Below are 26,626 nucleotides of genomic sequence, written 5' to 3'. Positions count from 1 at the left end.
AATTATGCGAACACCTTTTATGTGTGCTAACTGGAAGATGCATAAAGATGTTGATGAGGCTGTAGAAATGGCCCAAGAATTTAAGGAATTAGTAGCTGAGGTTGATGATGTAGAAGCAGGAATCTGTGCTCCAGCAGTTGATTTATATCCACTTAATGAGGTACTAGCTGATACTGATGTTAAACTAGGATCAGAAAATATGTACTACAAAGAAAGTGGAGCTTATACTGGTGAATTGTCTCCAGCTATGATTAAGTCTGTTGGTTGTGAGTATGCAATTATCGGTCACTCGGAACGAAGAGAGATTTTTGGAGAAGATGACCAATTACTTAACCTAAAATTAAAGACTGCTTTTGAGCATGATATTAAGCCTATTTTATGTATTGGAGAAAAGTTAGAGGAAAGAGAAGCTGGTGAGCACTTTGCTCGAGTTAAGTTCCAATTAGAAGCTGACTTATCTGGTATTCCAGCAGAGGATGTTCAAGATATGGTTCTAGCTTATGAACCTTTATGGGCGATTGGTACTGGCGAAAGTGCTACTCCAGAACAAGCAGAAGAGATAATTAAGTTTATTAGAGAAACAGTTGCAGAAATGTATGACCAAGAGATTGCTGATGCAATTCGGATTCAGTATGGCGGTAGTGTTAAACCTTGGAATGTAGAAGAGATTATGGCTCAACCTAATATTGATGGTGCCTTAGTAGGTAGTGCAAGTCTAGAAGCTGAGTCGTTCTCTAAGATAGTTAAGTTTAAATAGTAGAGAGAGGTGATAACTATGGCAGCTCCAAACCCTTTAGCATTAATTATACTAGATGGATTTGGTTGTAATTCAAATCAGGAAATGAATGGTGTTGAAGCTGCAGATACCCCTAATTTTGATAGATTATGGGATGAATATCCTAGTACACTAGTTCAGGCTTCTGGAAAAGCAGTTGGTTTACCAGATGGTCAGATGGGTAACTCAGAAGTTGGTCATCTTAATCTAGGATCAGGCAGAGTTGTTTATCAAGATTTTACTAAAATTAATCTTGCAATTGAAGAAGATACTTTAGGTGATAATGAGGTTATCCAAGAAGCAATTACAAATGTTAAAGAGAATGATTCTGCTCTACACTTATTAGGATTATTATCTGATGGTGGAGTGCATAGTCATAATCAACATTTATATGGTCTATTAGAAGTAGCTAAAAAAGCGGGATTAGAAGATGTTTATGTCCATGCTATTTTAGATGGGCGAGATACTCCGCCATCTAGTGCCGAGAAGTATGTCCAAGAATTAGAAGAAAAAATGGCTGAGATAGGAGTAGGCCAGATAGCTACGCTTGGTGGCCGTTATTATTACATGGATCGTGATAATAACTGGGAAAGAACAGAAGAAGCTTATAATGCTATGTGCTTTAGCCAAGGTAACAAAGCTGAGTCAGCTTTAGAAGCTATAAAAGCTTCCTATGCTGAAGATACTACAGATGAATTTGTACTACCGACAGTTATTATAGATGAAGCTGGGAATCCAGTTGCTCAGGTAGAGGATAATGATTCTGCTATCTTCTTTAACTTTAGAGCTGATCGAGCTCGGCAGTTGACTCGTGCTTTAAATGATGTTACCTTAAAGGGATTTGAGCGACAAGAAGGTTATCCGGAAGTACATCTAGTCTGTATTACTGAGTATGATGAAACAATTGATGCTCCGGTAGCTTACCCGCCAGAGGATATTAAAAATACTTTACCAGAAGTACTATCTGATAATGATCTGAAACAGCTTAAGATTGCTGAGACAGAAAAGTATGCTCATGTAACCTTCTTCTTTAATGGAGGTAAAGAAAAAGAGTACCAAGGAGAGGATAGAGAATTAATTTCGTCTCCTGATGTTGCTACTTACGAGCAGAAACCAGAAATGAGTGCTTATGAGGTAACTGATAGGTTATTAGAGAAAATAGATGATGCAGACCATGATGTAATTGTTCTCAATTATGCTAATCCAGATATGGTAGGCCATACTGGAGACTTCACAGCTGTCCAAGAAGCAATTGAAACTGTTGATGAGTGTCTAGGACAGGTAATTGATGCTCTTACAGAGCAAGGGGGAGCAGTTTTATTGACTGCCGACCATGGTAATGGTGAACAAATGGTTGATTATGAGACTGGAGATCCTTTTACAGCTCATACAACTAATCCAGTGCCCTTAGTGTATATTAATGATCAAGCTAAAGATGCTCAGCTGATTGAAGATGGAAAATTAGCTGATTTTGCACCAACTATGTTAGACTTATTAGGCATTGAAGTGCCAGAAGAAATGACAGGTCAAAAACTTATTAAATAAAACTAGGAGGGATTAATATGTTAGAAATTGTTGATGTAGTTGCTAGAGAAATTCTTGATTCTAGAGGTAATCCAACAGTTGAAGCAGATGTTTATTTAAATGGAGGTGCTCGTGGTAGAGCTGCTGTACCATCTGGTGCTTCTACTGGTGAAAATGAAGCATTAGAACTAAGAGATGGTGGTGACCGTTATAACGGTAAAGGTGTTCAAGAAGCTGTTGAACACATTAACCAAGATATTGCACCGGAGATTATTGGCATGTTTGCTGATCGTCAGGTTGAGATTGATAATAAGATGATTGAATTAGATGGGACCCAAAAGAAAGAAAACTTTGGTGCTAATGCTTTATTAGGTGTTTCTATGGCAGTAGCTAAAGCAGCTGCTAACCAATTAGGTTTACCTTTATATCAGTACTTAGGTGGAGTTAATGCTAAAGAATTACCAGTTCCAATGATGAATATCCTAAATGGTGGAGAGCACGCTGACTCTGCTGTAGATATCCAAGAGTTTATGATTATGCCAGTTGGATTCGATAATTATAGTCGTGCTTTACGAGCTGGTTCTGAGATTTTCCATGCTTTACAAGATATCTTAGCTGAAAAAGGTGATGTAACTGCAGTAGGTAACGAAGGTGGATTTGCTCCTCGTAATATTGATGGTACTGAAGGAGCTATTGAGATAATCCTAGAAGCAATTGAAAAAGCAGGATATACTCCAGGTGATGATATCGTACTTGCTTTAGATGCAGCTGCTAGTGAATTCTATGAAGATGGCAAGTATAACTTCAAGCGTGAAGGAGCAGTCAGAACTAGTGAAGAAATGGTTGACTTTTATGCTGATTTAGTTGATAAGTATCCAATTCAGTCTATTGAAGATGGATTAGATGAAGAAGACTGGGAAGGTTGGGTCCAATTAACTGAAGCACTAGGAGATGAGATCCAGATCGTTGGTGACGATTTATTCGTAACTAACACTGAATTCCTAGCTAAAGGAATTAAGATGGGTGCTGGTAACTCTATCTTAATCAAGGTAAATCAAATTGGTACTATTACAGAAACTCTTGATGCTATTGAGTTAGCTAAGAGAAATAACATGACTGCTGTTGTATCACATCGTTCTGGTGAAACTGCTGATGATACAATTGCTGATCTTGTTGTTGCTACTAATGCAGGTCAGATCAAGACTGGTTCTGCTTCTCGTTCTGATAGAATGGCGAAGTATAATCAGTTATTAAGAATTGAAGAAAGATTATCTGAATCTGGTCAGTATAATGGGTTAGCTAATTTCTATAACTTATAAATGAGTTAGTAAGGTTTGAGTTAAGGGCAGGTATTGTACCTGCCCTTATTATAATACTTATAGATTGCTTTTTTACCCCAGTTGTGTTAAAATATTTAATGTCATTATTATAAGTTGGTTTGTTGAAAGAGGGGGTAACATAGATGGCATTTTTTCTTAAAGTATTATTGATGATTGTATCTATTATTTTAATTGCTTCTGTATTATTACAATCAGGTAAAGGTGGCGGTCTTGGCGGACTTGCTGGTGGAGGAAATTCTGTACTTGGTGACCAGGGTAAAGCTTTAGATGAAATTCTAAGTAAAGTAACTACTGTTGCGGCTGTTTTATTTATGGTACTATCCTTAACAGTTGCAGTTATATAGTAATTAGAATTTGTTATAAACTCTTGGTTGGATTTGTATCTAACTGAGAGTTTTATTTTTTATTTACTAGTATAGAGAAGTTAAATTTGAGAATAATATATTGTGAATTAAAACTAATGGAGGTAAAATATGAGTGTAAAGAGTACTATTTTAAATTTTATGGAAGAAGAAGCCTACAAACCGCTAACTGCTGATGAATTATTTGATGTATTTGAGATTCCTCAGGCAGAGCAAGATAGATTTTTAGCAGTATTAGAAGAGATGGAGAGTGTAGGTTCGATAGTTAAAAATGAGCAGGAGAGATACGGCACGCCCGAGAGAATGAATGTAGTAGTCGGGAGATTACAAGGGCATGCTAAAGGATTTGGATTTTTAATTCCTGACAACCCTGAACAAGAAGATGTTTATATTAACTTTAAGGATCTCAATGGAGCAATGCATAATGACCGAATAGTAGTTAGGTTGATCGATAAAAGAAGTGGTAAACGATTATCAGGTGAAGTTATTAAAATTTTGGAAAGAGCTAACGAAGAAATAGTAGGTACTTATGAGGATAGTGAAAACTTTGGTTTTGTTGTACCTGATGATTCGCGGATTAATCATGATGTATTTGTTCCTAAAAAGGAAAGTCAAGGAGCCGAAGAAGGCCAAAAAGTTGTGGTTAAGATTACTCGGTGGCCAGAAAAGAGTCGTAATCCCGAAGGTAATATAGTAGAGATCTTAGGCCATCAGAGTGATCCAGGAGTAGATATTGAAGCTATTATCCGTAAGCTAGAGTTACCAGGAGAATTCCCAGTCGAAGTGGAAAAGATGGTAGCTGATTTAGGAGAGGATATTCCTGCTTCTGAGGCCGAGCGGAGAAAAGATCTAAGAGATGTAACAATGGTAACAATTGATGGAGCAGATGCTAAGGATTTTGATGATGCAGTCTCCCTTGTTGATTTAGCTGGTAACCAAGTAAGATTAGGAGTTCATATTGCTGATGTAACCTATTATGTAGAAGAGGGCAGTGTTTTAGATCAGGAGGCTTATCAGCGAGGAACTAGTATTTATCTAGTTGATCGAGTAATTCCTATGCTCCCTGAGAAGTTATCTAATAATTTATGTAGCTTGCGGTCTAATGAAGATAGATTAGCTATGTCGGTCTTGATGGATTTTGATCTGACAACAGGAGAATTGGTTGACCATGAGATTACTGAAAGTATTATTGAGGTTGATCATCGTCTAACTTATAAGCAGGCCAATAAGATGCTAATGGAAGATGAGCAAGAGTTAATCACCCAGTACCAAGATGTGATAGATAACTTACGATTAATGCAGGACTTAGCAGCTCGTTTAAAAGATAAGAGACAGGAGAGAGGTAGTGTTGATTTTGATTTTGCTGAGATTGAGATTGAATTAGATGAAGCAGGTAGTCCAATAGATATAGTGAATAGAGACCGAGGATTAGCTGAGAGATTAATCGAGGACTTTATGATTAAGACTAATGAAGTAGTAGCTGAAGAGATGCATTATAGAGAAGTACCCTTTATTTATCGAGTCCACGAGCAACCTAATCTAGAAGGACTTAAAGAATTAAATGAATTCTTACATAATCTAGGTTATCACATTAAAGGATTAGAGGAGAAGGATGAAGTCCATCCTAAATCTTTACAGACGGTTTTAAGTAAAGTAGAAGGGGAAGCAGAAGAGAAAGTAGTCAATACTGTGTTATTAAGATCTATGCAACAGGCCCATTATCATCCCCAAAATATAGGCCACTTTGGGTTAGCTTCTAATTGTTATTCTCACTTTACTTCTCCTATTAGACGTTATCCTGACCTTATGATCCATCGAATTATCAAGGAAGTAATCAATAAAGGTGTTTTAGAACAAGAGAGAAGAGAAGAACTACAGGAGGAATTATTCTCTATAGCAGATCATTGTTCGATTCAAGAACGGAAAGCTATGGATGCAGAGATGGAATCTAAGGATCTTAAAAAGGTAGAGTATATGCAGGATGAGATTGGAATTGAATATCAAGGAGTTATTAGTGGGATCATGCCTTTTGGATTCTTTGTGGAGCTAGATAATGGAATTGAAGGTCTAGTCCATGCTAGTACAATGGCTGATGATTATTATCATTACCATGAAGACAAGCATGCCTTTATTGGCGAAAGAACAGCGAAGATATATCGCTTAGGTGATGAGGTAGAAGTGGAAGTCAGTAAGGTTGATTTAAGTGAACGAGAGATTGATTTGGAGTTAGTGGATACAGATTCAGAGTAATTAAGTGGAGGTCGTAGGCTATAGTGGCCTGCGACTAAATATTTATTTTTCCTAGTTGGCCCTTGACAAATTAGATATAAGTGATATAATAATAAGTGGTCTTTAAGAGGTGAAGAAAAATGGGAGAGCAAAAAGTGATTGCTAAGAATCGTAAAGCACGACATGAATATCATATTGAAGAGACTTTTGAAGCCGGAATTGCTTTACAAGGAACAGAGATTAAGTCTATCCGGGAAGGTAAAGCTAGTCTCAAAGATAGTTTTGCTTTAATTAGAGATGGAGAAGCTTTCTTGCATAATCTGCATATTGCCCGTTATAAAGAAGGAAATCGGCATAATCATGAACCAGAGAGAAAGAGAAAGTTGTTATTGCATAAACATCAGATTAAACAGTTGATCGGTAAAACTAAACAAAGTGGATATACTTTAATTCCTTTACAGCTCTATTTTAAAAGACAGATGGTTAAGGTTAAACTAGCCTTAGCTAAAGGTAAAAATCTCCATGATAAGCGACAAGATATCAAACGTAAAACTGCCCAACGAGAGATGGAACGTGCTATTAAGGATCGCCAAGTAGGCAGGTCTTAGTAATTGAAAGTTAAGAATTGATAATGTATAATTAAGATAAATTAATAAAAGTTTAGGATTATAAGTTTCTATTGGTTTATGTTTTTGAATTTAACTGTAAATTGTTAATTATAAATTGTCAATTGATTATGGGGGTGTATATGGGACTCGACCTATGGAGTATGAGGGAGCAAGCGAGTCGAGATTACTATTAAGCTCGTAACATTAATAGTATCTAAATTTATTTGCAAACGATACTAACGATTACGCTTTAGCGGCTGCGTAACGCACCCGCTACGCTTATAGAGATTTTGTCTGTGAATGTCTATAAGTGTCATAATTAGCAGGCTACCTATTCTCTAAAGCTTGTAGGAGAATAGGGAATTTTGCAAGCTAGCGCTTTAGATCCTGTCTGGGGGAGCTAAAGTTGCGAAGTTAAAACACAGACTACACTCGTAGAACCTCCTAGGGTATTCTATAGGGACACCGGTTCGACTCCGGTCACCTCCACCAATTTATATAAATTTCTTGACAAGACAGGACTTATGATTTATAATGTATGTTGGTTAATGAGAGAAGTAGTTAAATATTTGTAATGTACGGGAATAGCTCAATTGGCAGAGCACTGGACTCCAAATCCAGGTGTTGCGGGTTCAAGTCCTGCTTCCCGTGCCATTTTTAGTTTTTGATATGACAGGGCTCAGAGAGGTTTTTAAAATTTAATAGTGGAAGGCAAAAAAGTGGTTTGTCGCCATTTTGACGCCATACTAATTTAGTACCCTATTTATTAAGGGTATTTTTTAATTTTTTGACTGCTTCTTTCTGCATGGAAGGAATTACATGAGAGTAAGTGTCCAAAGTTTGATTAATAGAAGAGTGACCTAATCTTTCCTGGACTATTTTAGGATGAACATCAGCTTTTAACATTAAAGTAGCATGAGTATGCCTTAAATCATGCAATCTAAATTCTTCTAAGTCAGCTTTTTCAGCAACAGCATTAAATTTCCGAGTTGCATATTGGGGTAAGAAAGGATCACCATTTACTTTACAAAAGACCAAATTGTATTTGGTATTGTATTTTCCTCCTAATCTTAATTTATTCTGTTTTTGTTCCTTTTTTCTTCTGTTGAGTATTTTAATAATATCATCATCTACATTAATCGGTCTAATACTTGATTTAGTTTTAGGCTTTCTGAACTCTAAATCCTTTCCAGTTACTTTGGTAACGCTTTGTTTAACTTGGATAATCTGTTCAGAAAAGTCTATATCATTCCATCTCATAGCTAGTAATTCTCCTCTACGCATCCCAGTAAATACTGCTATATAAATAAGATCATAGACCCAACCTTCTGCTTTATCGAGTAATTTATTCACTTCTTCTTGAGTTAGTGCTTTAATCTCTGGAGTATCTGGTGATGGAGCTTCTATAACTTCAGCTGGGTTAGTGTCAATCACTCGCCACTTAACAGCATGTTTAAGAGCTTTAGATAATACCCGGTGATGATACTGAACAGTTCGCTTGGAGAGGCCACCTTCTTTACCATCTCTACGACCTTTCTTTAATTTATGAGTCTGGTATCTTTTAATATGCATTGGTTCTAAGTCACTGACTTTGATGTTACCTAAAGCAGGGATTAGATGGGATTTGATGATTATCTCATAACTTTCTAGAGTAGAAGGGGCCAAGTTACTTTCACAGTAATCCTCAAACCATTGTAGAAGAAAATCCTTAACTGTCATCTCTGATGGTTCTATATAAGCTCCAGTTTCTACTTCATGGGCCAACTTATGCATTTCCTTTTCTGCTTCTTTCTTAGTCCCATTAACAGTCTTATAAATCCTCTTGCGTTTACCTGTGATCGGATCACGTCCTTTTTCAATACAGATTTGCCAACTATTCTTGCCTCGTTTTCTGAGATGTGCCATTAGTAATTCCTCCTTAATAGTAGTGTTAGTTTTATAGGCTAATTTTAATCAAGTGTTTTATGTTTGTTATTTTTGGATAATATACGCTAGATACCAATTATGTTATTTTTTTCTTAAAATGGTTTAAAAAAAGTCGCCATAAGATTCATTATGGCAGTTATAGGGGATATTCTTAATATCTAATTTGGTGGCCATGGCTTGTCTAGTTACTTTAAAAGATTTGGCTAGCTTATCTAAGTCATACTTGCACCGGTGAACTTTCTTTTTTAGAGCTAGAGTAGGGATCAAAAGTTCACTGGCGCAAATATCAGCTTGTTTTTCCCGCAGAGGTTTAGTCTTTTCTTCAGCCTCATAGGAAGTAAATACTTTTCCCGTATGGTTAAGTAGAAGATGGGCTAGTTCATGGGCTATATTAAATCTTTGTTGGGCTTTAGATTGGTGTTGGCTGATAATTATTAGATTCTTATGTCTTCCTTTATAGAGTGTAGCTGACTCAGTATTAATATCTGCAAGTTTGATTTTAACTTTTAGTAGTTTTGCTGCTCGATTAAGGTTGATAGGAATTTCAAAATTGTATTGGTTTAAGAAGTTTCTTGCTTTAAGTTCAGCTTGTTTTAATTTCATTGCCAACTCTCCTTTGAAGGTATTTATTCAGCTGGTAGATCCTCTTCTTCAGCGAAAGTTCTAATAATTTTAATAATTTTAGCTAAGTCATCATCAGATAATTTTCTGCTTTCTCGCAGGAGCATTTGTCGCTGATCATCCTGGGATAATTCAATCAGAAATTCTAGATCTTTTTCATCTAATGATTCAAATGTTTCCTGGGGTAGTTTTTCTTTTAGCTGCTTAGCCTTATTATCCTTATTATCTTCTAAGTAACCAGCTGTTGCTAATAGTTTGTTTTTAGGTATATCTGTGCCAGTTGAGATCTTATTAATAGTTTTGATAGAAGGTTGCTTTCCTTTGGCTAATCTACTTATTTCAGCATGGCTTATATTACATAATTGACCCATTTGCCTATATGAGAGGTTATGTTGCTTCATATAATCAGTAATAAACTCAGTAAAATTCATAGGATACCTCCTTGTTAGGTTGTAACATTGATGTTACAGCTATTTATTATAATAATATGAAATGGCATAAAAATCAAGAAATTTTATATTTCTCTTGCATAATTGTAACCATATTGTTACAATATAAGTAGTGTAACATATTAGTTACAGAGAAAGGAGTGATAGAGTGAGCTTAGATAGTAATCTATTACTAAAAGTAGCTCAAGGAGATGTTAAAGCTAAGCTTAACCAAGAGCTACTCTTGCAGTTGGCCCAGGAAAAAGATCTAGATTCTAAGACAGAACTGGCAGCTGAAGTAGAATTAAGCCGAATGCATCTTTATCGATTACTAAGAGGAAATAATGTAGGACTTGATGCTATGAAGAAGATCTCTGAAATATTTCCTCAGCACTCAGATGAATTATTTTTTTTACAGGACTGTAACAAAAAAGACACAAAAAGGCTTACTTAACTTTTATAATATCCAAATTTAAATTAATTATTATTTAGGAGGGAGTAAAATGGGAGTGATGGAGAAAGTATTAGCAGAGCTTAAAGAGATGAATCAAAAGCTTGATCAGTTATCTACTTCAGATGATAGTAGAGAAGATACTATGTTAAATGTAGAAGAGACAGCTGAATTTTTAAAGATTAGTACTACTAAGGTATATGAGTTAATGAAGCAAAAAGAGATTCCCTTTGTTAAAGCGGGAAGAAGAAAGTTAGTTCCGAAGGGAAGATTAGTAGGATGGATTAATGAAAATGCTGATAGTAATAAGCAAAGTGAGGTTCGAGATGTTTATCAAGCAGGATAAAGAAAGCCACTTGCTTTAGGGCAGCAAGTGGCTCAGTAAAAATATTACTGTTAAGTTTATTGTAACATAAGAGTTACTTGATTACAATTCAGAGAGAGTAAAGGTGGTAAGATGGGAAACTTATTATTAGATGAAAGTCCGTTAGTTATTCAACAAGGATTAGCCAAAAAGTTAGGTTTAAATAAAGCAATAGTGGTCCAACAGGTGCATTATTTGCTTAAACAGCGCAAAGAAGAGGATAGAAATAAGTATTTTCATCAGGGGAAGTGGTGGGTTTATAACACTTATACTGACTGGAAAGAAAACTTCTTTGACTTTTGGAGTGTCCGGACAGTAAGAAGGACTTTTAATGAGTTAGAAAAAGAAGGGATTTTTATTTCCTCAGATCAATTTAATCAAAAGAAGTATGATCAGACTAAGTGGTATACTATTGATTATCAATCTCTTGATAGATACATGGCAGAGGAAGAAGAAAAACCCCCTGGTCAAAATGGACAGGGGGGTGGTGGTCAGAATGACCAGCCGGGGGAGGACAAGATGACCACCGGGGGTGGACAAAGTGGCCAAACCAATACCAAAGAAGTCCCAAAGAGTAATAATCATTTATCTATAGATAAGGGGCCTTCAGCTGAGAAAAGTAATTCTGGAGAACCAACTGCAATTCGAGATGCTTTTGAGAGATATTGGAGAATTACAACTCCTAATCCGTCCCAGCTATTAAAGTTGACTGAAGTTGCTACTGAATTAACGACAGAAGTAGTAATTGAAGGGATGAAGAGAGCTAGATATAAAGATGATCCTTTTCAGTACTGTTTTGGGTTGGACCCTGAGGAAGGTAAGGGATTGATTAATAAGTGGATGCAAGCTGGAGTTAGTTCACTAGAGGATATAAAAGAATTAGACCGTAAGCATCAGGAAGAGAAACAGCTCCGGAGGGATCAAGATGGAAGGAGTCAAGAAGGAAGTCCAGCTGAAAGTAGAGGAAGCCAGGAAGAAGTGGAAGAGAAATATACCGACTACTAATAGATCTGCTACTAAGGAAGAATATGACTGTCAGATTTGCCAGGATAAAGGTTTTTATCAGTTAGATGATCAAGAGAAGATGGTCCGGTGTAGTTGTAGTAAAGATAAACAGCTAAAGAAAAAGCTTAGTTCGGCCAGGATTCCAGCTAGGTTTAAAGAGAGTCGCTTAGATAATTTTAAGTTTAAAGCTACATCTCATAAGCAGGCCTATCAACATGCCTTAGTCTTAGTGCAGGAGATAGATAGATTTATCCAGAATAACTGGGGGCTATATCTACAAGGCCCTCCTAGTCAAGGTAAGACTAAATTACAAGCCAGCATAATCAATGAATTATGTGTAGATGATGATTATCTGGGAGTCATGGTTAATGTCCGAGAGTTATTGAGTGATTTAAAGGATGCTATTGGGGAAGGCAGACTGAATGAAATGTTAAGAGCAATTGGAGAGAATAAAATAATAGCGCTTAATGATTTAACAGGGGGTAAGCGTCCCACAGATAGTTTTACCGAGTTTGAACGTGGGATTATCTATCGCTTAGTAGATGCTGTTTATGAGAAGAGTAAGACTATGATTATTACAGCTAAGTATAATTACGAGTGGTTGCAGGATAAATTAGGCCAGGATGTTAGAGATAGAATCCAGGAGATGTGTGGCCAATCAGTAGTGATGAAGGGATATAACTGGAGAAGGAAAGCAGGGGAGAAGAGAGATCAAGTTGTGCAGCAAATGATTGGTGATTTATAAAAATATTTCTTATTTAATGCAGGATTTTCTTATCAATAATAGTAATTATTATTTATAAGGATATTTAATCCTGGAAATGAGGGATAAAATGAAAAAAATAAAAGAGGAAATCAAAGAACTTAAGCAACAGTTAGTGGATAAAGCGAATCAGAAAGAAGATTTATTGAATGGAGAAGTGTATGATCTAAGTCGAAAGTTAGATGAGAAAATTTTAGCTTATTATAAAGAGGAAATCGGCGGATAGATATTTGTACTACACCCTTGTTATCTCGACAAGGGTGTTTTTTGTTTTAAAGGGGGCTTAGAGATGGGAGAGTATGATAAGTTGATTGACTACTTGTCTAATTATAAACAGTTTAAGAGTAGATTAGAGGCGCTTGAGATTGAATTAGAGTATACTGGGGAGCTAGATGAGGAGTTGGCTAAGGAAAAGGAAGAGTTAGAAAGAAAGATTGGTCTAATAGAGGCTGGATTGGATTCTTTGGATCAGGACCAGGAGTTACCATTGATTAAGGCTAAGTATCTCCGAGGAAGTATTGAAAGGGATAATCTGATTTATGATAGTAGATTATTCCCTTATTCTAGTAGTCAGTATTATCGAGTAAAGAAGCAAGTTCTAGAGAAATTGAAGGCAGGTATTGGTGATTTATTGTAGTTGATGAATAATAAAGTAAATTTTATACTTAAATTACAAGGATAATAAGAATTTATAGCGAATAATTGAAAATGACAGATCACTTAATTTATTTATAATATTAGGATGAAAATAATGTAATTTCACTTTTTATATTTTGTTTATGCTATTTGTATTATCAAAAATAAGATGTTACTTTTTAAATTAATTTAAGGAGGGAATTTATTGGGAAAAACGATTAAGAGAAAAAGAAAAAAAGTTGGCAGAAATGAACCTTGTCCTTGTGGAAGTGGTAAAAAATATAAAAAGTGTTGTATAAATAAAAAAGAGTTTTCAGATTTATATACATTTGAAGAGAAAACAAAAAATAATTCAGATGTTAATGATTCTTTAGAAGAAATCGTTGGACAATTACCTAATGATAAATTTACTCATCAATATACTTCTAATTTAAAAGATGAATTTAGAGATTATAAATCAATGGAATTAATTACAACTTTAGCAGGGTTAGAAATTTATCCAGAAAATCATTCCCATATTGTTCGTTTGGATGAAGCATTAAAAGTTGGGTGTTCTTTTAGTGAATTAAAGGGAAAAGAAATTAGTAATTCACAATTTGAAAAAACTATTAATGATTGTTTACCGGCAGATGGTTATTTAGGTAGACAGGAAGATCCTGTTGAAAATCTATTTACAAATAATATTATTTTTCATGGAGGAAATTATATTGTATTTCCTGGAATTACTGATGGAGGATCTTTTATCCTAAAAAATATTTTGAATACTATTTTTGATTATAATAAAGAACTATTTCCACAGGAATTTGTAGAAGTTATTTGGGATAGTGCTTTAGCCATATTAACTTTAAGTGATGAAGTTGCAAAAAGAGCGGGATATTCACGTTATTTAGATAGTCCAAATGAGTGGGGAAAAGATATAGAAGTTCCTAAAGAAGAGAGATTTAATCAACTTAAAGAATCTGTAAAATTCACTAGAGAGAAAATTGAATCTTTATTTGAAAATTTTAATATTAATTTCTCAGCTTTAGAACCTTTTATTATAAGAGTAGGAGATGATAGTTTTTCTAAAGAGAATCCATTAAAAAACCCACTATTTTCGAGCCCATTTGTTGAAATAGATGATAAAATAATTCTTGCATCTCCTGTATCAATATTAGTAGCATTAAGGCATTTCATTTTTGTTCTAGCAAAAGAATATAATATACTCGATTTATTTGCTAGCAAATATAATGAAGTGGTTTGGGATGGGATAAAAGAAAATTTAAAATTGATGTCTTTTAAAAGGCAACCTTTAATTAGATTGCCAACAATTGAAGAGGAGATTCCTATTAAGGAAGGAGTATATAAATTTGATTCTGATAAGATTGCTTATGTGCAATTAATTACTGATGATGCGACTAATTATGATATTGAAGATCCTTATGGTATGGGGGAATTATCTGAAAAAGTTATAAAAACTATAAATGATAGAATAGAAGAGGTAATAAATAAATTAAGTGATAGTTTTTATAGTAATGAAATTTTTTTGATTATAATTATAGGCGGTATAGGTAGAATAATATCGTTTGATATAAAAGTTCCTTTTGATGAAATTAAACATTTATCGATGTCTGCAGAAAATTTGGATATTATAACGCAGCTTCAAGAATGTGATAATTTAACTTTATGGAAATATGCAGAGTCTAAAGAAAAATTATATAAAGAAGCAGAAGGAGAGCCTTTTAGTCCTATAATAAATTTTTTAGATAGGTTCTCATTATATCTTGATCATGAGCATTCATTTTATATTACCGATGATAAAACGCCAAATTTTGTTAATATATTACCAGGGTATGGTATACAGTTAAGAATAAAAGCTTCTAAAATAAATGATGAGCATGCAGTATTAAAAGGAACTCCTTCACATTATATTACTGTTCGTAAAAGATATAAAGATGATATTCCTATTTATTATCCTAAAGGAGCTATAGGGATATCATTAGAACAACTTGTGAAAGGTTATTCTCAACCTTTATGGATTGATGCAAAACCTAACATAAACGATATTTCTACTGAACTCAAAAATGTTTACTTTCAATTAATAGAAATGTTATCCTATTGGCTGTGGCAATTAATTCCTAGTTTATCCTCATATTTAAAAAAATTGCATGCTAATCCTATAAATGTGTTGGTAAATCTTCAAAATCATAATAAATGGGTTAGTAAATTGGAAGATGATTTTGATAAAAAAGAGAAGAATTTAGATTTTGGTTGGAAAATAAATAATCGGACTATTGTTTTCAATATTTCATCTAAAATCCAATCGTTTTTAGCTAGAAAGGATAATTATGGTGAACGATTAATTTTAGATGAATTATTAAAGTCTTTTAATGATATGCTAAAAAGTTATGGATATCATAATGCGTTAAATTCTAAAGTAAGAAGTAGTATTTTAGACAATCATATACCAATTGGAATGAAGAAAAAAATTTTTATATTAAATTCTGAAAAAAGTATCTCGTTAAATTCTAATCATCTTCCAATATTAAGAAGGCTTCAAAAGCATGATATACAATTTGAATTAGATAATATTGTAGAAAAATTAGATGATAAAATTGTTAGTAATAAAAGATTAGTTAATAAAAAACAAAAAAATAAACTTTGCAATAATGTAGTTGATATATACTATCAACGTTTAAAAAAGTTTATTGCTAAGTTTTCTTGGAAAGAATTGTTAAATAAATTGATGGCTAATAATGAAGCAATTTGGAATTTTAGATCTGATTTACAATTAACTACCCCTACTAGAATAGAATGCTTTTCAGATATAGAAATAGAAAGAGAAAATTTAAAATCAGAGATTAAGAATACTAATTCTAGTGCATTGGCTAATAGGATATTAATTGAAATAATTGTTGCAGATCCACCAAAAGGTTCAAAAAAAGTCAGCACTACTGATTTAGATAAAATGTTAGCTATAGTGTATCATTTGATAAATTGGGCTATGTTAAGTGATTATATCAATCTCGAATTATTTGATGTTGAATTTAGCATTCTAGAATCTAATAGGATTGGAGTGGAGTTGTCAGACATAAATAATTTCTGGGAAGATTTTTGGGATGCTAAAACAACTGAAGGAATATTGGCTTCAATGAGCAATTTTCAGGAGCAGTTTGAAGTGGATGATAATTTGGATAATAAAAAAATTAATTTGAACGATTATAATTCAGTTTTTAAAGCTGAATTTGGACTAACTTTTTCTCAAATAACAGAATTTTATAGAGGGTTAATATCCATTGGAAAAAAGCAAAAAAAGTCAGTAGCTTCTCTTCAATTATCAGATTTAACAAAGAAATTAGAAAATAAACTAGAATGGTCTAGTGATAAGATTAATAAATCTATTGAATTGTTCTCTCTTACTTCACGGGAGAAGTGGGAGAAGCCTCCAGAAGGATTTAGTGAAGAGGATATTTGGCCTTGGCACTATAATCGAAGATTATCATATTTAAGAAAGCCAATTATATTGCTTTATAACAATAAAAATGATACTTTTATAACTTTTTGGGGAATAAGACATGTAGAGGAATCTTACAGGTACTTAAAAAAAGTTATTTTAACTGGACGTAATAAAGGTTTTCAGTCTTCAGAGATGGAGGCATTGATGAGTCAAATACAAAGTTATAAAGGGAAGGAATTTACTAATAAAGTAAAGAAGTGGTTTGAGAATAATTTTCAAAAAAGATCTAATCAGATCATAGATGCTGAAATAGAGATAGGTCCCGGAGAAGAATTTGAATTTAAAAATGATATTGGAGATATAGATGTTTTAGTTATAGATAAGGATACTAAAAGTATATTTCTTATTGAATGTAAAAATATAAATTATGGAAGAAATCCACGTGAGCTTGCAAATGAAATAGATAAATTCGATGATGAAGGAAAAGCTTGGGTGAAAAAGCATTTGAGAAGAGATAAATGGGTTAAGGACAATATTGAATATGTATGTTTCTATTATAATTTAGATTGGTCAACTGTGAATATAAACTCGTTCTTTATTACATCTGAAGAAATTCCAACACCATATATTAAAGATTTAGAATTGCCATTTATTTCATTTTCGAAGTTGAAACATGAAGGGTTAGAAAGCATATTTTAGTTTATTCAAAATTTCGGGCCAACTTTGAGACAAATTTGGGAGAAATACCAACTAGTTATCTGATACAATAAAAATATAAAATATTGTCATTTAAACACCTAGAGTTCATTCTAGGTGTTTTTTGTATATTGTTTTGGTTTTATGGTTGTAGAATCCCCGAAAGCAACCTGAGAATAGATGAGAAATTGATGCGTCATTTCTCATCAGCTCAAATCGTGTCCCTCAATCTTCCCTTTCCCCAAATTTAATGCAACCTTATTTGATCGGCTGGTTTTTGCCGATCTGTCGGGAAGGGAGTTAAAGGGTTAGGGGGTTTGGGGGAAAGGGAATGAGGGATACAATGTGGTTGCGAAAGGGACTAAGATATTACATTAGAATTATTGATTTGCTTTCTCTTTACAGCCAGCATGGTTTTTATGCTGGCTGGTTCGGGGATTGGTTTAGCCTAGTGGAAGGAATGGAGTTCAGCATATCTACCGGGTGCTGATATGGTTTCTATGGTTTTCACGGAGAGTCCGATGGGACTCGTAGGGACTTTATCAGCTTGTAGATATGCTGAATGTAATGACTGGAACTGGGCGTTGGTCTTCAAGAGTTGTGATGCTGGTTTTTAGCATGACAATTCGTTATGATTGGAGGTTTAATAATATGGATTGGCTCGATAAGGTACTAGAATATTTCAATTATATTGTGGGCTTCCTTGGTGGGGGGATTTGTTATTGGTTAGGTGGTTATGATCAAGCTCTAGAGATTTTATTAGCTATGGTTGTAGTTGATTATCTGACTGGGTTGTTATCGGCTTATGTGTTACAAGAGATTGATAGTGTTATAGGGAAAAAAGGAGTAGCTCAGAAGGTAGGAATGTTTTTGACAGTTGCAATAGCTCATTTGACAGATCAGATATTAGCAAGTGGAGGGATGATTAGATTAATGGCTATTTGGTTTTACATTTCCAAAGAAGGGATTAGTGCATTAGAAAATCTAGGCCAAGTGGGGGTTCCTATTCCAGAGTTTCTCAAAAAATCGCTAATACAACTTAAAGATAAGAAAAACTATTAAGCTGAGTTATTGGAAGGTGGTTAAAATGAGGAATAGATTTAAGAAGATCCTACAGGAAGTTTTAGAATATGAAGGCGGCTATACAGAGGATGAGGATGATAGCGGCGGGCCAACTAAGTTTGGAGTTACTGAATCTACTGCTAGAAGGTCAGATTATGAAGGAGATCTAAAAGAGCTTACTAAAAAGGAAGCAACTGAAATATATTACGAAAATTATTGGGCCAACCTTAAATACAATCAGATTGAAGATGATCGAGTGGCTCTTGAAGTTCTTGATCAGGCGATTAACTTTGGCCCACAAACTGCCAACAGACATCTACAGAGAGCTTATAATCTTTTAAAAGAAGAGGAAATTGCAGTTGATGGAGTAGTTGGCCCAGTTACTTTAGAAGCAGTTAATAATTGCAGCTATAAAAGTGAGCTGATTAAGCTACTTAATATTCTACAAGGCGTTAAATACATTCGAATTGTAGAACAGGATAAGTCACAAAAGAAGTTTATTAGAGGTTGGTTGAAGCGAGTACTAATTTTATAATAAAGAGGAGTGATAAAATGAAAGAGTTAGTAGAGCAGACAGTTAGGTTGGTAGTGGCTAGTGTACCTATGCTTAGTGCTTTAATAGTTGTGCTCAAGAAATATAATCCCCAAGTTGATTCTTATTTTCAGACCGGAAGTATTATTTTGGCTGAGGTAGATGATATTTTGGATAAGATTTTATTGGAGTATTCAGAGAGTCCGACTTTAAATAAAGTAGATGATGTAGTTGAGAAATTGCTTACCGAGTTAAAAGAAGCAGGTTATCAGATTGATCAGTCTACTAAGGCTAAAATTGAGAATAGAGTTAAAGGACAGTTAAAGCGAGATGGAAAAGCTAAGGTATCGTGGCAGAATGGAGAGTTAAAGTTGGAGAGGGAGGACTAAATATGAGAGCAGTCATTGATAGATTTGTAGGTAATTATGGTGTGTTGCTGGTAGGTCCAGAAGAAGTAGAACTTAATGTGCCTAAAGAAGAATTACCGGATAATGTGGCAGAAGGTGATTGGCTGAGATTAGATTTTAGATTAGATAAGAAGGTTACTACTAAAAGAAGTGAGAAGTTGGAAGATTTGTTATATAGTTTAATAAATCAGTGATTATTTAGACCTCCTGGGGCAGTTGGCCCTAGGAGTTTTTTATTTTATTATAATTATTGGTGTGGATAAAATTTGATTATGATTATTAAGAAATAAGATTATTCTAGTTATTTCTGTTTAAACCAATTGGATATTATTATCAAATTTTGCTATAATACACATAGATGTTTAAGGATTAGGAGGGCCAAAGATGTTAAATGCAATCACAGGAAATCAAGTGAATTTGTATGATCATTTAAAAAGTGAAATAAAGAAGGCTAAAGAAATTAAAATAATTGTATCTTTTTTAATGGAGTCAGGTGTTAAATTAATTATAGATGATTTAAAGAAACAAGCTTTAAAAGGTGCTGAAATAAAGATAATTACAGGAAAATACTTAAATATTACTGAACCTTCTGCATTATATTTGCTAAAAAAAGAGTTAGGAGACATGGTCGATCTAAGATTTTTTAGTAAAAGTGATATTTCATTTCATCCCAAAGCATATTTCTTTAAAAATGATGATAGTAAAGTATTATTTATAGGGTCCTCTAATATATCAAAGTCTGCTTTGATTTCAGGAATTGAATGGAATTATAGAATGGTTGATAGTAAAGATGAAACAACTTATCAAAACTTTGAAGAGGAATTTGATAGAATTTTTGAGGAAGAGTCAATTGAGATTGATGAAAAAGAATTAAGGAAGTATGCTAGCTCCTGGAAAAAGAGTAATCAGCTAGAGAGTGATATAGTTGAAGATGAGACTAAAAAGTTGGACAAGCCAGAGCCTAGAGGGGCTCAAATTGAGGCCTTATACGAATTAGAGTTGGCCCGTGAAGAAGGTATTGAAAAAGGGATGGTAGTGGCTGCTACTGGTATAGGAAAAACTTATTTAGCAGCTTTTGATTCAATTGAATTTGATAAAGTATTATTTGTTGCTCATAGAGAGGAAATTTTAAAGCAAGCTAGGGATTCTTATAAAGCTATAGAGCCTAATTTAAAGACAAGCTTTTTTAATGGAGATCAAAAGAATACTACAGGAAATATTGTTTTTGCAAGTGTACAGACCTTAAGAAAAGATGATTATTTAAATGAAGATTACTTTAAAGAGACTGAATTTGATTATATTATAGTTGATGAATTTCATCATGCTGCGGCAGATAGTTATAGGCAAGTTTTAGATTATTTTGAGCCAGATTTTTTATTAGGTTTGACTGCTACTCCTTATCGGATGGATAATAAGGATATTTATGAATTATGTAATGATAATGTCATTTACGAAATTGATTTAAAAGATGCAATTAATAGAGATTTATTAGTTCCTTTTAAATACTATGGAATTTATGATACTGAAGTAGATTATGATGAAGTAAAGATTTCTAATGGAAAGTATAATCTGAAAGATTTAGAAAAGAAGTTATCTACTCATAAAAGGGCAGATTTGATTTTAAAGAATTATAATAATTTAGCAGGAGATAAAACATTAGGTTTTTGTGCTTCAATAGAACATGCTAAGTTTATGACTGAGTATTTTAATGAACATAATATTAGAGCAGTCTGTGTTCATAGTTCTCAAAATAAGGGTAACTACTTTATGGAGAGAGATGAGGCTATTGAGCAGATTGATAATGGAGAAATAGATGTTATTTTTGCAATTGATATTTTTAATGAAGGTGTTGATATTCCAGTATTAGATACAGTTTTATTTTTAAGGCCAACAGAATCCTATGTTGTATTCTTACAACAACTAGGTCGAGGTCTAAGAAAATATGAAGATAAAAAACATTTAAGGGTGCTTGATTTTATAGGAAATTATAAACGAGCTCATTATGTACCATTTCTATTATCAGGTAAAAATCCTATGAATAATAAGAAAAAGGATATTAATGAGTTAGAAGAATTTGAATATCCTGAAGGATGCAAGGTTTCTTTCGACTTTAAAGTTATTGATTTATTTAAGGAAATGAGGACCAATGATCCTTTACGAAAAAGAATGAGAGAAGAATACTTTAGACTAAAGCGATATTTAAATAGAAGGCCGCTTAGAAAAGATATTTATGATGGAGTTGATATTAAAACTAGAGAATATTTAAATAGACAATATAAAGGGCAAAAAGGATATTTAAGATTTTTAGCTAGTATTGATGAATTAACTGAAGTTGAACAAAGTTGGCTTAATACAATAGTAGAAGACTTTTTATTAGAGCTTGAAAGTACTAGAATGAGTAAATCTTATAAGATACCGACTTTATTATCGTTAGTTGTAGATGATAAGTTAAACAGTGAAGTTAGTATAGAAAAAGTAGGAGAAACTTTTATGAATTATTACCAGGATCATAAACTTCATCAAAAAGATTTAAATAATAAGAGACATAAGGGTTGGAGAAATTGGGGCCAAGAAAAATTTATCAAAGAAGCAGTAAGAAATCCAGTGAAATACTTAAGTAAGAGAAAATATTTTATTCATGATGAGGTTAATAAAAAGTTTATGTTACATAAAGATCTAAAGCCTTATCTAGATGAAGAATTAACAAAACATTATCTAGATATTTTAAGCTATAGAGATACAAGATACTTTGAAAGAAGATTTAAGGAGGAAGATTAATGACTACAATAGATTATTATAATCAACATGCAGTAGATTTTTATGAAAATACAGTTAATGTAGATATGAGTAATCAGTATCAGGAATTTTTAGAGCATGTAAAGGATAATGGTCATATTTTAGATGCTGGCTGTGGCTCAGGAAGAGATAGTTTATATTTTTTAGAACAAGGATATCAGATAACAGCTCTTGATGCTTCTCAAGAATTAGTCAAATTAAGTTCAGAGTTAATCGGCCAAGAAGTTTTACATATGAGTTTTCAAGATATGGAGTTTGAAGAAGAGTTTGCTGGGATTTGGGCTTGTGCTTCTTTACTTCATGTTAGTAGAGAAGAGATTGAAGAAGTGTTTAGAAAGCTTACTAGAGCTTTGGTTACCGATGGAGTAATTTATATGTCATTTAAATACGGCAATAGAGAAGTTTATAGAAATGGTAGATTATTTAACTATTATGATGAAGATTCTTTTATGGAGCTAAAAGATAAGTTTGCTGAATTAGAAGTAGTTAAGATGTGGAAGACTGTTGATGCTAGGGAAAATCGAGAGGATGAATATTGGCTTAATGTATTGATGAGAAAAACTAATTAGTGCAATCAGATACTAGAAGAGAATTTAGAAATAATAATATGGGGGAATATAAATGAGTAGTAAAAAAAATAGAAAAATAAAAGATAGTTATATGCTTGGAATTTTAGCAACTGAAGAAGATACATATCCTAGATTAGGAATAAATCAGGAGCCTGTAACTTTTATGATGACTTCAAAAGGAGATAATGTATTATTTTATGTAAGACGAATATCTTCTGATCCTCAAACATATTTGCAACATAATGTTGATGATAGATTATTTATAGGTTTTTCCCAAAGTTTTAAGAAACTTGATGATGACGTAACTAATAAATTAAATTATCCACAGATAAGTACTAGTGAGAAAGAAAGAATAGTGAGAGAAAAATTAGAAGATAAAATAATTTTATTTGAACCATTATTTAAATATGAGAATGAAGAAAGAAAACACAAAAATTTAAATATTTTAGATTTAAAAGATATTGATGATATAGAATGGATAAATGATATAAAAGAATTAGAGAAGACTGAATTCAAACCTATTCCAACTTTAGATTTAGATAAAAAAGAATTTGGAGAAAAATTATTTAATGGAGAAAAAGTAGAATTTTCTAATTATAATTGTAATGAGATGTTAGAGCCTGATATAGTTTTAGTAGATGATATATTATATACTAATTTAGAATTAGGTTGGGCGAAAAGTAAAGATGCAAATTATAATATTTTAGAATATAAAAATGAAGATACTATTGGGATATTACGATTACCTGATAACTTCCAACAAAATTGTATATATGAATATCAAAACTTACTGTTTATTTCTGATGAGTATTATAGAGAATTAAATGAAAAAAGTAAAGAATTTAATCGAGAAAGATTTAATCAAGAAATGATAAATAATATAGAAAAAATAGATGACGATAATGCTAATTCAATTAAAAATAACAATCAAAATATAAGGGAAAATAAAAAAGAAATGGAATCAAATAAAAAAAGTGAGGAGTTTAAAAAAAATATGATTGAAGAAAAAGAAATAAATATGGATTCAGTAAAAAATAATAAAAATATCGAAAATAGTCAGAATGAAATTAAATATAATGAACGAGAAAATCAATTTTTAAAAAGACTTTATAATAATGCTTTACGAAAGAAACTTTATTATGATAAAGAAGATTTATATAATTTGCATACTAGTATAAAAACTAGTCCATTGACTATTATTAGTGGTATGTCTGGGACAGGAAAAACAAGAATGGCTCAATTATATGCAGAAACACTTGGTTTGAAAAGCGAATATATAATTTTGGATATTAGACCTTCATATACTGAACCTAGTGATGTATTAGGATATTTAAATACCATAAATGGTATATATACTCCTGCAGAAACAGGTTTAGTTGATATTTTAATAGAAGCTAGTAAAAATCCAAATAAAATATATATGGTTATATTTGATGAAATGAATTTAAGTCAAGTAGAACATTGGTTTTCCCCATTTATATCTTTATTAGAATTGGATGAAGAGAATCGGAAATTACCATTGTATGGAGAAAACAATATTTGTCATAATAAACGTTATCCATCATCTATTTCAATTGGTGATAATGTAGTTTTTATAGGAACTGTAAATGTTGATGAAACAACAAAAGATTTTTCAGATAGGTTATTGGATAGAGTTAATGTAGTTACTCCTAAAAAATTAGAATTTTGTGAGATAAAAGATAAAATAAATAATAATCAATTTGCAGAGAGTGATGATAAAGTTAGAACATATAAAGGGGGAAGTATTTTTAATGAATGGAGAAAGAAAGTAGAAGACCCAATAGAATTTTTGAAAAGGGAAGAATTAGAACTATTGGATAAACTGCATCATGAAATAAATAAAGTGGATGCTCAAAAAGGTGTTTCATTTAGGATTATTAAGAATATTGCTATATATTTAAAAAATATTCCTCTAAAAAAGAATGGAGAACCTTTTATTTCTAGAAGTGATGCTTTTGATATTCAGTTAAAACAAAGGTTACTGACTAAATTAACTGGACATCAAGAACAATATGGTAACTTAATAGGAGAATTTAAAAATGATGAAATATTTAATAGTAAGATTTATGAAATATTAACTTCAGAACTTGGACAGCAAATATCTGATTTTAATAGGTCAATAAAAGAGTTAAAACGTAAAGCAAAGGAGATGCATTTTAATGGATATGCTTTATAAAGATGACCTCCCTTTTTCTGTAAAAGTAAAATCTTCTTGGGGCAGTATTAAGCGAGTAGAGGATATAAAGGAAATTAATTATTTTAAAACTGAAGAGGAAGGAGGGGTAAGAGAAATTGAAGATAAAGTAGTTCTTACTGAATACAAAGAATTTAAACTAGAATTTATTACAAATGATGATGTAGATGCTGTATTAAAAGTTGAGAATCCTGGAAGGTTAAAAGAAAACAAATTAATAATAGAACCTAATACTGAAAGAACTTTATTTGAAAGAGAGAATGGGAAAAAATATCCTTGGGTTCCTGATGAATATTTAATTACTATAGAAAGCAATAATGAAAAATATTACGCATCATTTGTTATTGAACCTAATAGTATTTCAAAAAAACAAATAAAAAAATTACGAGATATGATAAATGATTTAGTAAAAGGGCTTATATTTGATATTAGATATGAAAAGAGAGATATTTTAGCAGTTACTGATAACTGTTTTTTAGAAACAGAACTTTTTTTGTTAGATATAATTGAGAATGAATTAGATCAAATTTTGAAAAATAGTATTGATATATTAAAAAGACCCATTAAAAATCTTATAAGTGAATATCAAGAAAGAAGAGATAAATTTAAATTAGATAAAAAATCAGTAAAATGGTTGGCTAGTAATAAGGGAGATGCATTAAATAATTCAGTACATAATCCAGATATTATTTATCAAAAAAGAAATAAAACTTCTGTGGATAATTTAGAAAATAAATGGTTTATAAAATGTATTTTTTTTATTAAAAAACAATTGAAAAACTTAAAAGCTAAATTAATTTTAGAAATAGAAGAGCAGAATAATAGAGTAGAACAGCTTGAAGATAAAAAAAGTAAAATAAAGAGTGAATTAAAAAAGTTAAATCAATCATGGAATAACAAACGTTTTTCTGATGACATTTCTATTAAAAAAGGCCAAATTAAAGGAATTAATGAAGAGATTAATGATTATAAAAAATCAGTAAATATTATAAAAAATAGAGTTAATAAAGCTAATAAATTGCTAAAATCATTAAATTTTATTATGGAGAGTAATTTATATTTAGAAAATAAAGATTTTATGAAAATCAATAAACCTAGTAAAAAATTATTTAAAGATCGAAGATATAAGAAAATTTATAACGTATATAAAAATATTTTTAATCATAAAAATAATAAAATTAATTTAAACAATAAGTTATATCAATTTAAAAATACAGAAAAATTATACGAGTATTATATATTAATAAATACTATAAATGCTTTTAAAGATATTGGATTTAATTGGGAAGAAGACTGGCTAAAAAGAAAAATTAAAAATGAATTTTTACCTATAGAAATTCCTAAAGGAATGGCATTAAAATTTGAAAATGATAATTATTATATAGAGGTAAAATATGATAAAGAAATAGATGTTTTTTCTGAAAATAAAGTTCGGGATAAGCAAAGTGGATTTCTAGGAAGAAAAAATTGGAGACCAGATTTGAGGGTGGATATATATTCATTAAATAAAGACTATATAAAAAGTTTTATAATTGAAGTTAAGTACAGAAAATTTCGAAATTTATACAACAATAATTATAGAACAAAAGTTTCAAATCAGTTAAGAAATTATATAAATGAAATAGAATATACAACTTCTGAGGGAGAATTATTGACAAGTCCAATTGATAAGATTATTATTACATATCCAAAAGAGTCTAGAAGTATAATTACTGAAAGATATGGTAATAAATTTATTTTCATTCAATTATCGCCTGAAGAAAAATCAGAAGAACAATATGGATATAGTCAATTTAAACAAAAAATTAAAGAAATTATTTTGTGTTGATAAGTTTATTTAAAAATATAAAGGCTATACTATAACTCCATATTAAAATAGGA

General features: G+C 31.9%; 24 protein-coding genes, 1 tRNA gene and 1 other RNA gene. 23 read left to right on the top strand and 3 right to left on the bottom strand.

Annotation, left to right across the window (positions count from 1 at the left end; all coding sequences use genetic code 11):
- The first annotated feature begins 4 nt into the window (after positions 1–4).
- The 8 genes from tpiA (at position 5) to ACYQ3D_RS06120 (ending at position 7,492) form a co-directional block, all read left to right on the top strand.
- Positions 5–757 carry a triose-phosphate isomerase gene (gene tpiA / locus ACYQ3D_RS06155; RefSeq protein ID WP_459837126.1) on the top strand — a complete coding sequence of 251 codons (753 nt, stop codon included), beginning with the start codon at positions 5–7 and terminating at the stop codon, positions 755–757.
- A gap of 18 nt (positions 758–775) precedes the next feature.
- A complete protein-coding gene (gene gpmI, locus ACYQ3D_RS06150) occupies positions 776–2,320 on the top strand; it encodes a 2,3-bisphosphoglycerate-independent phosphoglycerate mutase (protein WP_459837124.1) in 1,545 nt (514 codons plus the stop codon).
- 17 nt (positions 2,321–2,337) lie between these two features.
- Positions 2,338–3,618: a phosphopyruvate hydratase gene (gene eno / locus ACYQ3D_RS06145; RefSeq protein WP_459837123.1), complete on the top strand. Its 1,281-nt coding sequence runs from the start codon at positions 2,338–2,340 to the stop codon at positions 3,616–3,618.
- A gap of 143 nt (positions 3,619–3,761) precedes the next feature.
- Positions 3,762–3,983: a preprotein translocase subunit SecG gene (gene secG, locus ACYQ3D_RS06140; protein ID WP_459837121.1), complete on the top strand. Its 222-nt coding sequence runs from the start codon at positions 3,762–3,764 to the stop codon at positions 3,981–3,983.
- 129 nt (positions 3,984–4,112) lie between these two features.
- Complete coding sequence (rnr, locus tag ACYQ3D_RS06135; protein WP_459837120.1) at positions 4,113–6,251, top strand: ribonuclease R; 2,139 nt, start codon at positions 4,113–4,115, stop codon at positions 6,249–6,251.
- Between the two features lie 119 nt (positions 6,252–6,370).
- Entirely contained in the window at positions 6,371–6,838 is a 468-nt protein-coding gene (smpB, locus tag ACYQ3D_RS06130; RefSeq protein WP_459837119.1) for an SsrA-binding protein SmpB, read from the top strand.
- A gap of 130 nt (positions 6,839–6,968) precedes the next feature.
- Positions 6,969–7,330, top strand: a transfer-messenger RNA (tmRNA) gene (gene ssrA, locus ACYQ3D_RS06125).
- 86 nt (positions 7,331–7,416) lie between these two features.
- Positions 7,417–7,492 (top strand) — tRNA-Trp (locus ACYQ3D_RS06120).
- Between the two features lie 105 nt (positions 7,493–7,597).
- Here the strand turns inward: ACYQ3D_RS06120 and ACYQ3D_RS06115 are convergent.
- The 3 genes from ACYQ3D_RS06115 to ACYQ3D_RS06105 form a co-directional block, all read right to left on the bottom strand.
- Complete coding sequence (locus ACYQ3D_RS06115) at positions 7,598–8,743, bottom strand: site-specific integrase (RefSeq protein WP_459837118.1); 1,146 nt, start codon at positions 8,741–8,743, stop codon at positions 7,598–7,600.
- A 123-nt stretch (positions 8,744–8,866) separates the two neighbouring features.
- Positions 8,867–9,367, bottom strand: a complete 501-nt coding sequence (locus ACYQ3D_RS06110) for an ImmA/IrrE family metallo-endopeptidase (RefSeq protein WP_459837116.1) — start codon at positions 9,365–9,367, stop codon at positions 8,867–8,869.
- Positions 9,368–9,390: 23 nt separating this feature from the next.
- On the bottom strand, positions 9,391–9,816 hold the full coding sequence (locus ACYQ3D_RS06105) for a helix-turn-helix domain-containing protein (protein ID WP_459837114.1): 426 nt from the start codon (positions 9,814–9,816) through the stop codon (positions 9,391–9,393).
- Between the two features lie 166 nt (positions 9,817–9,982).
- Between ACYQ3D_RS06105 and ACYQ3D_RS06100 the strand changes: the two genes are divergently transcribed.
- The 15 genes from ACYQ3D_RS06100 to ACYQ3D_RS06030 all read left to right on the top strand — a co-directional run bounded on the left by ACYQ3D_RS06100 (position 9,983) and on the right by ACYQ3D_RS06030 (position 26,573).
- Positions 9,983–10,267 (top strand): hypothetical protein, encoded by a 285-nt coding sequence (locus tag ACYQ3D_RS06100; RefSeq protein WP_459837112.1) that lies wholly within the window; start codon positions 9,983–9,985, stop codon positions 10,265–10,267.
- Between the two features lie 49 nt (positions 10,268–10,316).
- Positions 10,317–10,610: a helix-turn-helix domain-containing protein gene (locus tag ACYQ3D_RS06095; RefSeq protein ID WP_459837111.1), complete on the top strand. Its 294-nt coding sequence runs from the start codon at positions 10,317–10,319 to the stop codon at positions 10,608–10,610.
- Between the two features lie 111 nt (positions 10,611–10,721).
- On the top strand, positions 10,722–11,633 hold the full coding sequence (locus tag ACYQ3D_RS06090; protein ID WP_459837109.1) for a hypothetical protein: 912 nt from the start codon (positions 10,722–10,724) through the stop codon (positions 11,631–11,633).
- Positions 11,554–12,378, top strand: coding sequence for an ATP-binding protein (locus ACYQ3D_RS06085; protein WP_459837107.1), 825 nt, complete (start codon positions 11,554–11,556; stop codon positions 12,376–12,378). Before ACYQ3D_RS06090 ends, ACYQ3D_RS06085 begins: the two co-directional genes overlap by 80 nt.
- Positions 12,379–12,466: 88 nt before the next feature.
- The gene (locus ACYQ3D_RS06080) at positions 12,467–12,622 is read left to right on the top strand and encodes an aspartyl-phosphate phosphatase Spo0E family protein (RefSeq protein ID WP_459837106.1); all 156 of its coding nucleotides are present in this window, start codon (positions 12,467–12,469) and stop codon (positions 12,620–12,622) included.
- Positions 12,623–12,685: 63 nt separating this feature from the next.
- Positions 12,686–13,033, top strand: a complete 348-nt coding sequence (locus tag ACYQ3D_RS06075) for a hypothetical protein (RefSeq protein WP_459837105.1) — start codon at positions 12,686–12,688, stop codon at positions 13,031–13,033.
- Positions 13,034–13,237: 204 nt separating this feature from the next.
- A complete protein-coding gene (locus ACYQ3D_RS06070) occupies positions 13,238–17,167 on the top strand; it encodes a YecA family protein (protein WP_459837103.1) in 3,930 nt (1,309 codons plus the stop codon).
- Positions 17,168–17,815: 648 nt separating this feature from the next.
- The gene (locus tag ACYQ3D_RS06065) at positions 17,816–18,226 is read left to right on the top strand and encodes a phage holin family protein (RefSeq protein WP_459837102.1); all 411 of its coding nucleotides are present in this window, start codon (positions 17,816–17,818) and stop codon (positions 18,224–18,226) included.
- A gap of 25 nt (positions 18,227–18,251) precedes the next feature.
- A complete protein-coding gene (locus tag ACYQ3D_RS06060) occupies positions 18,252–18,761 on the top strand; it encodes a glycoside hydrolase family 108 protein (RefSeq protein ID WP_459837101.1) in 510 nt (169 codons plus the stop codon).
- Positions 18,762–18,778: 17 nt separating this feature from the next.
- Positions 18,779–19,147 (top strand): hypothetical protein, encoded by a 369-nt coding sequence (locus tag ACYQ3D_RS06055; protein WP_459837099.1) that lies wholly within the window; start codon positions 18,779–18,781, stop codon positions 19,145–19,147.
- Positions 19,148–19,149: 2 nt separating this feature from the next.
- Positions 19,150–19,359 (top strand): DUF3006 domain-containing protein, encoded by a 210-nt coding sequence (locus tag ACYQ3D_RS06050; RefSeq protein WP_459837098.1) that lies wholly within the window; start codon positions 19,150–19,152, stop codon positions 19,357–19,359.
- Between the two features lie 190 nt (positions 19,360–19,549).
- The gene (locus tag ACYQ3D_RS06045; RefSeq protein WP_459837097.1) at positions 19,550–21,943 is read left to right on the top strand and encodes a DEAD/DEAH box helicase family protein; all 2,394 of its coding nucleotides are present in this window, start codon (positions 19,550–19,552) and stop codon (positions 21,941–21,943) included.
- The gene (locus tag ACYQ3D_RS06040) at positions 21,943–22,530 is read left to right on the top strand and encodes a class I SAM-dependent methyltransferase (RefSeq protein ID WP_459837096.1); all 588 of its coding nucleotides are present in this window, start codon (positions 21,943–21,945) and stop codon (positions 22,528–22,530) included. Before ACYQ3D_RS06045 ends, ACYQ3D_RS06040 begins: the two co-directional genes overlap by 1 nt.
- A gap of 52 nt (positions 22,531–22,582) precedes the next feature.
- Positions 22,583–24,727 (top strand): McrB family protein, encoded by a 2,145-nt coding sequence (locus ACYQ3D_RS06035; RefSeq protein ID WP_459837095.1) that lies wholly within the window; start codon positions 22,583–22,585, stop codon positions 24,725–24,727.
- Positions 24,711–26,573 carry a hypothetical protein gene (locus ACYQ3D_RS06030; RefSeq protein WP_459837094.1) on the top strand — a complete coding sequence of 621 codons (1,863 nt, stop codon included), beginning with the start codon at positions 24,711–24,713 and terminating at the stop codon, positions 26,571–26,573. The genes ACYQ3D_RS06035 and ACYQ3D_RS06030 overlap by 17 nt, the downstream gene beginning before the upstream one ends.
- Positions 26,574–26,626 lie beyond the last annotated feature (53 nt).

It is taken from the genome of Halanaerobaculum tunisiense (assembly GCF_054657635.1).
Note: the sequence above shows the minus strand (reverse complement) of the source record. Positions and strands in the feature narration are given on the sequence as shown.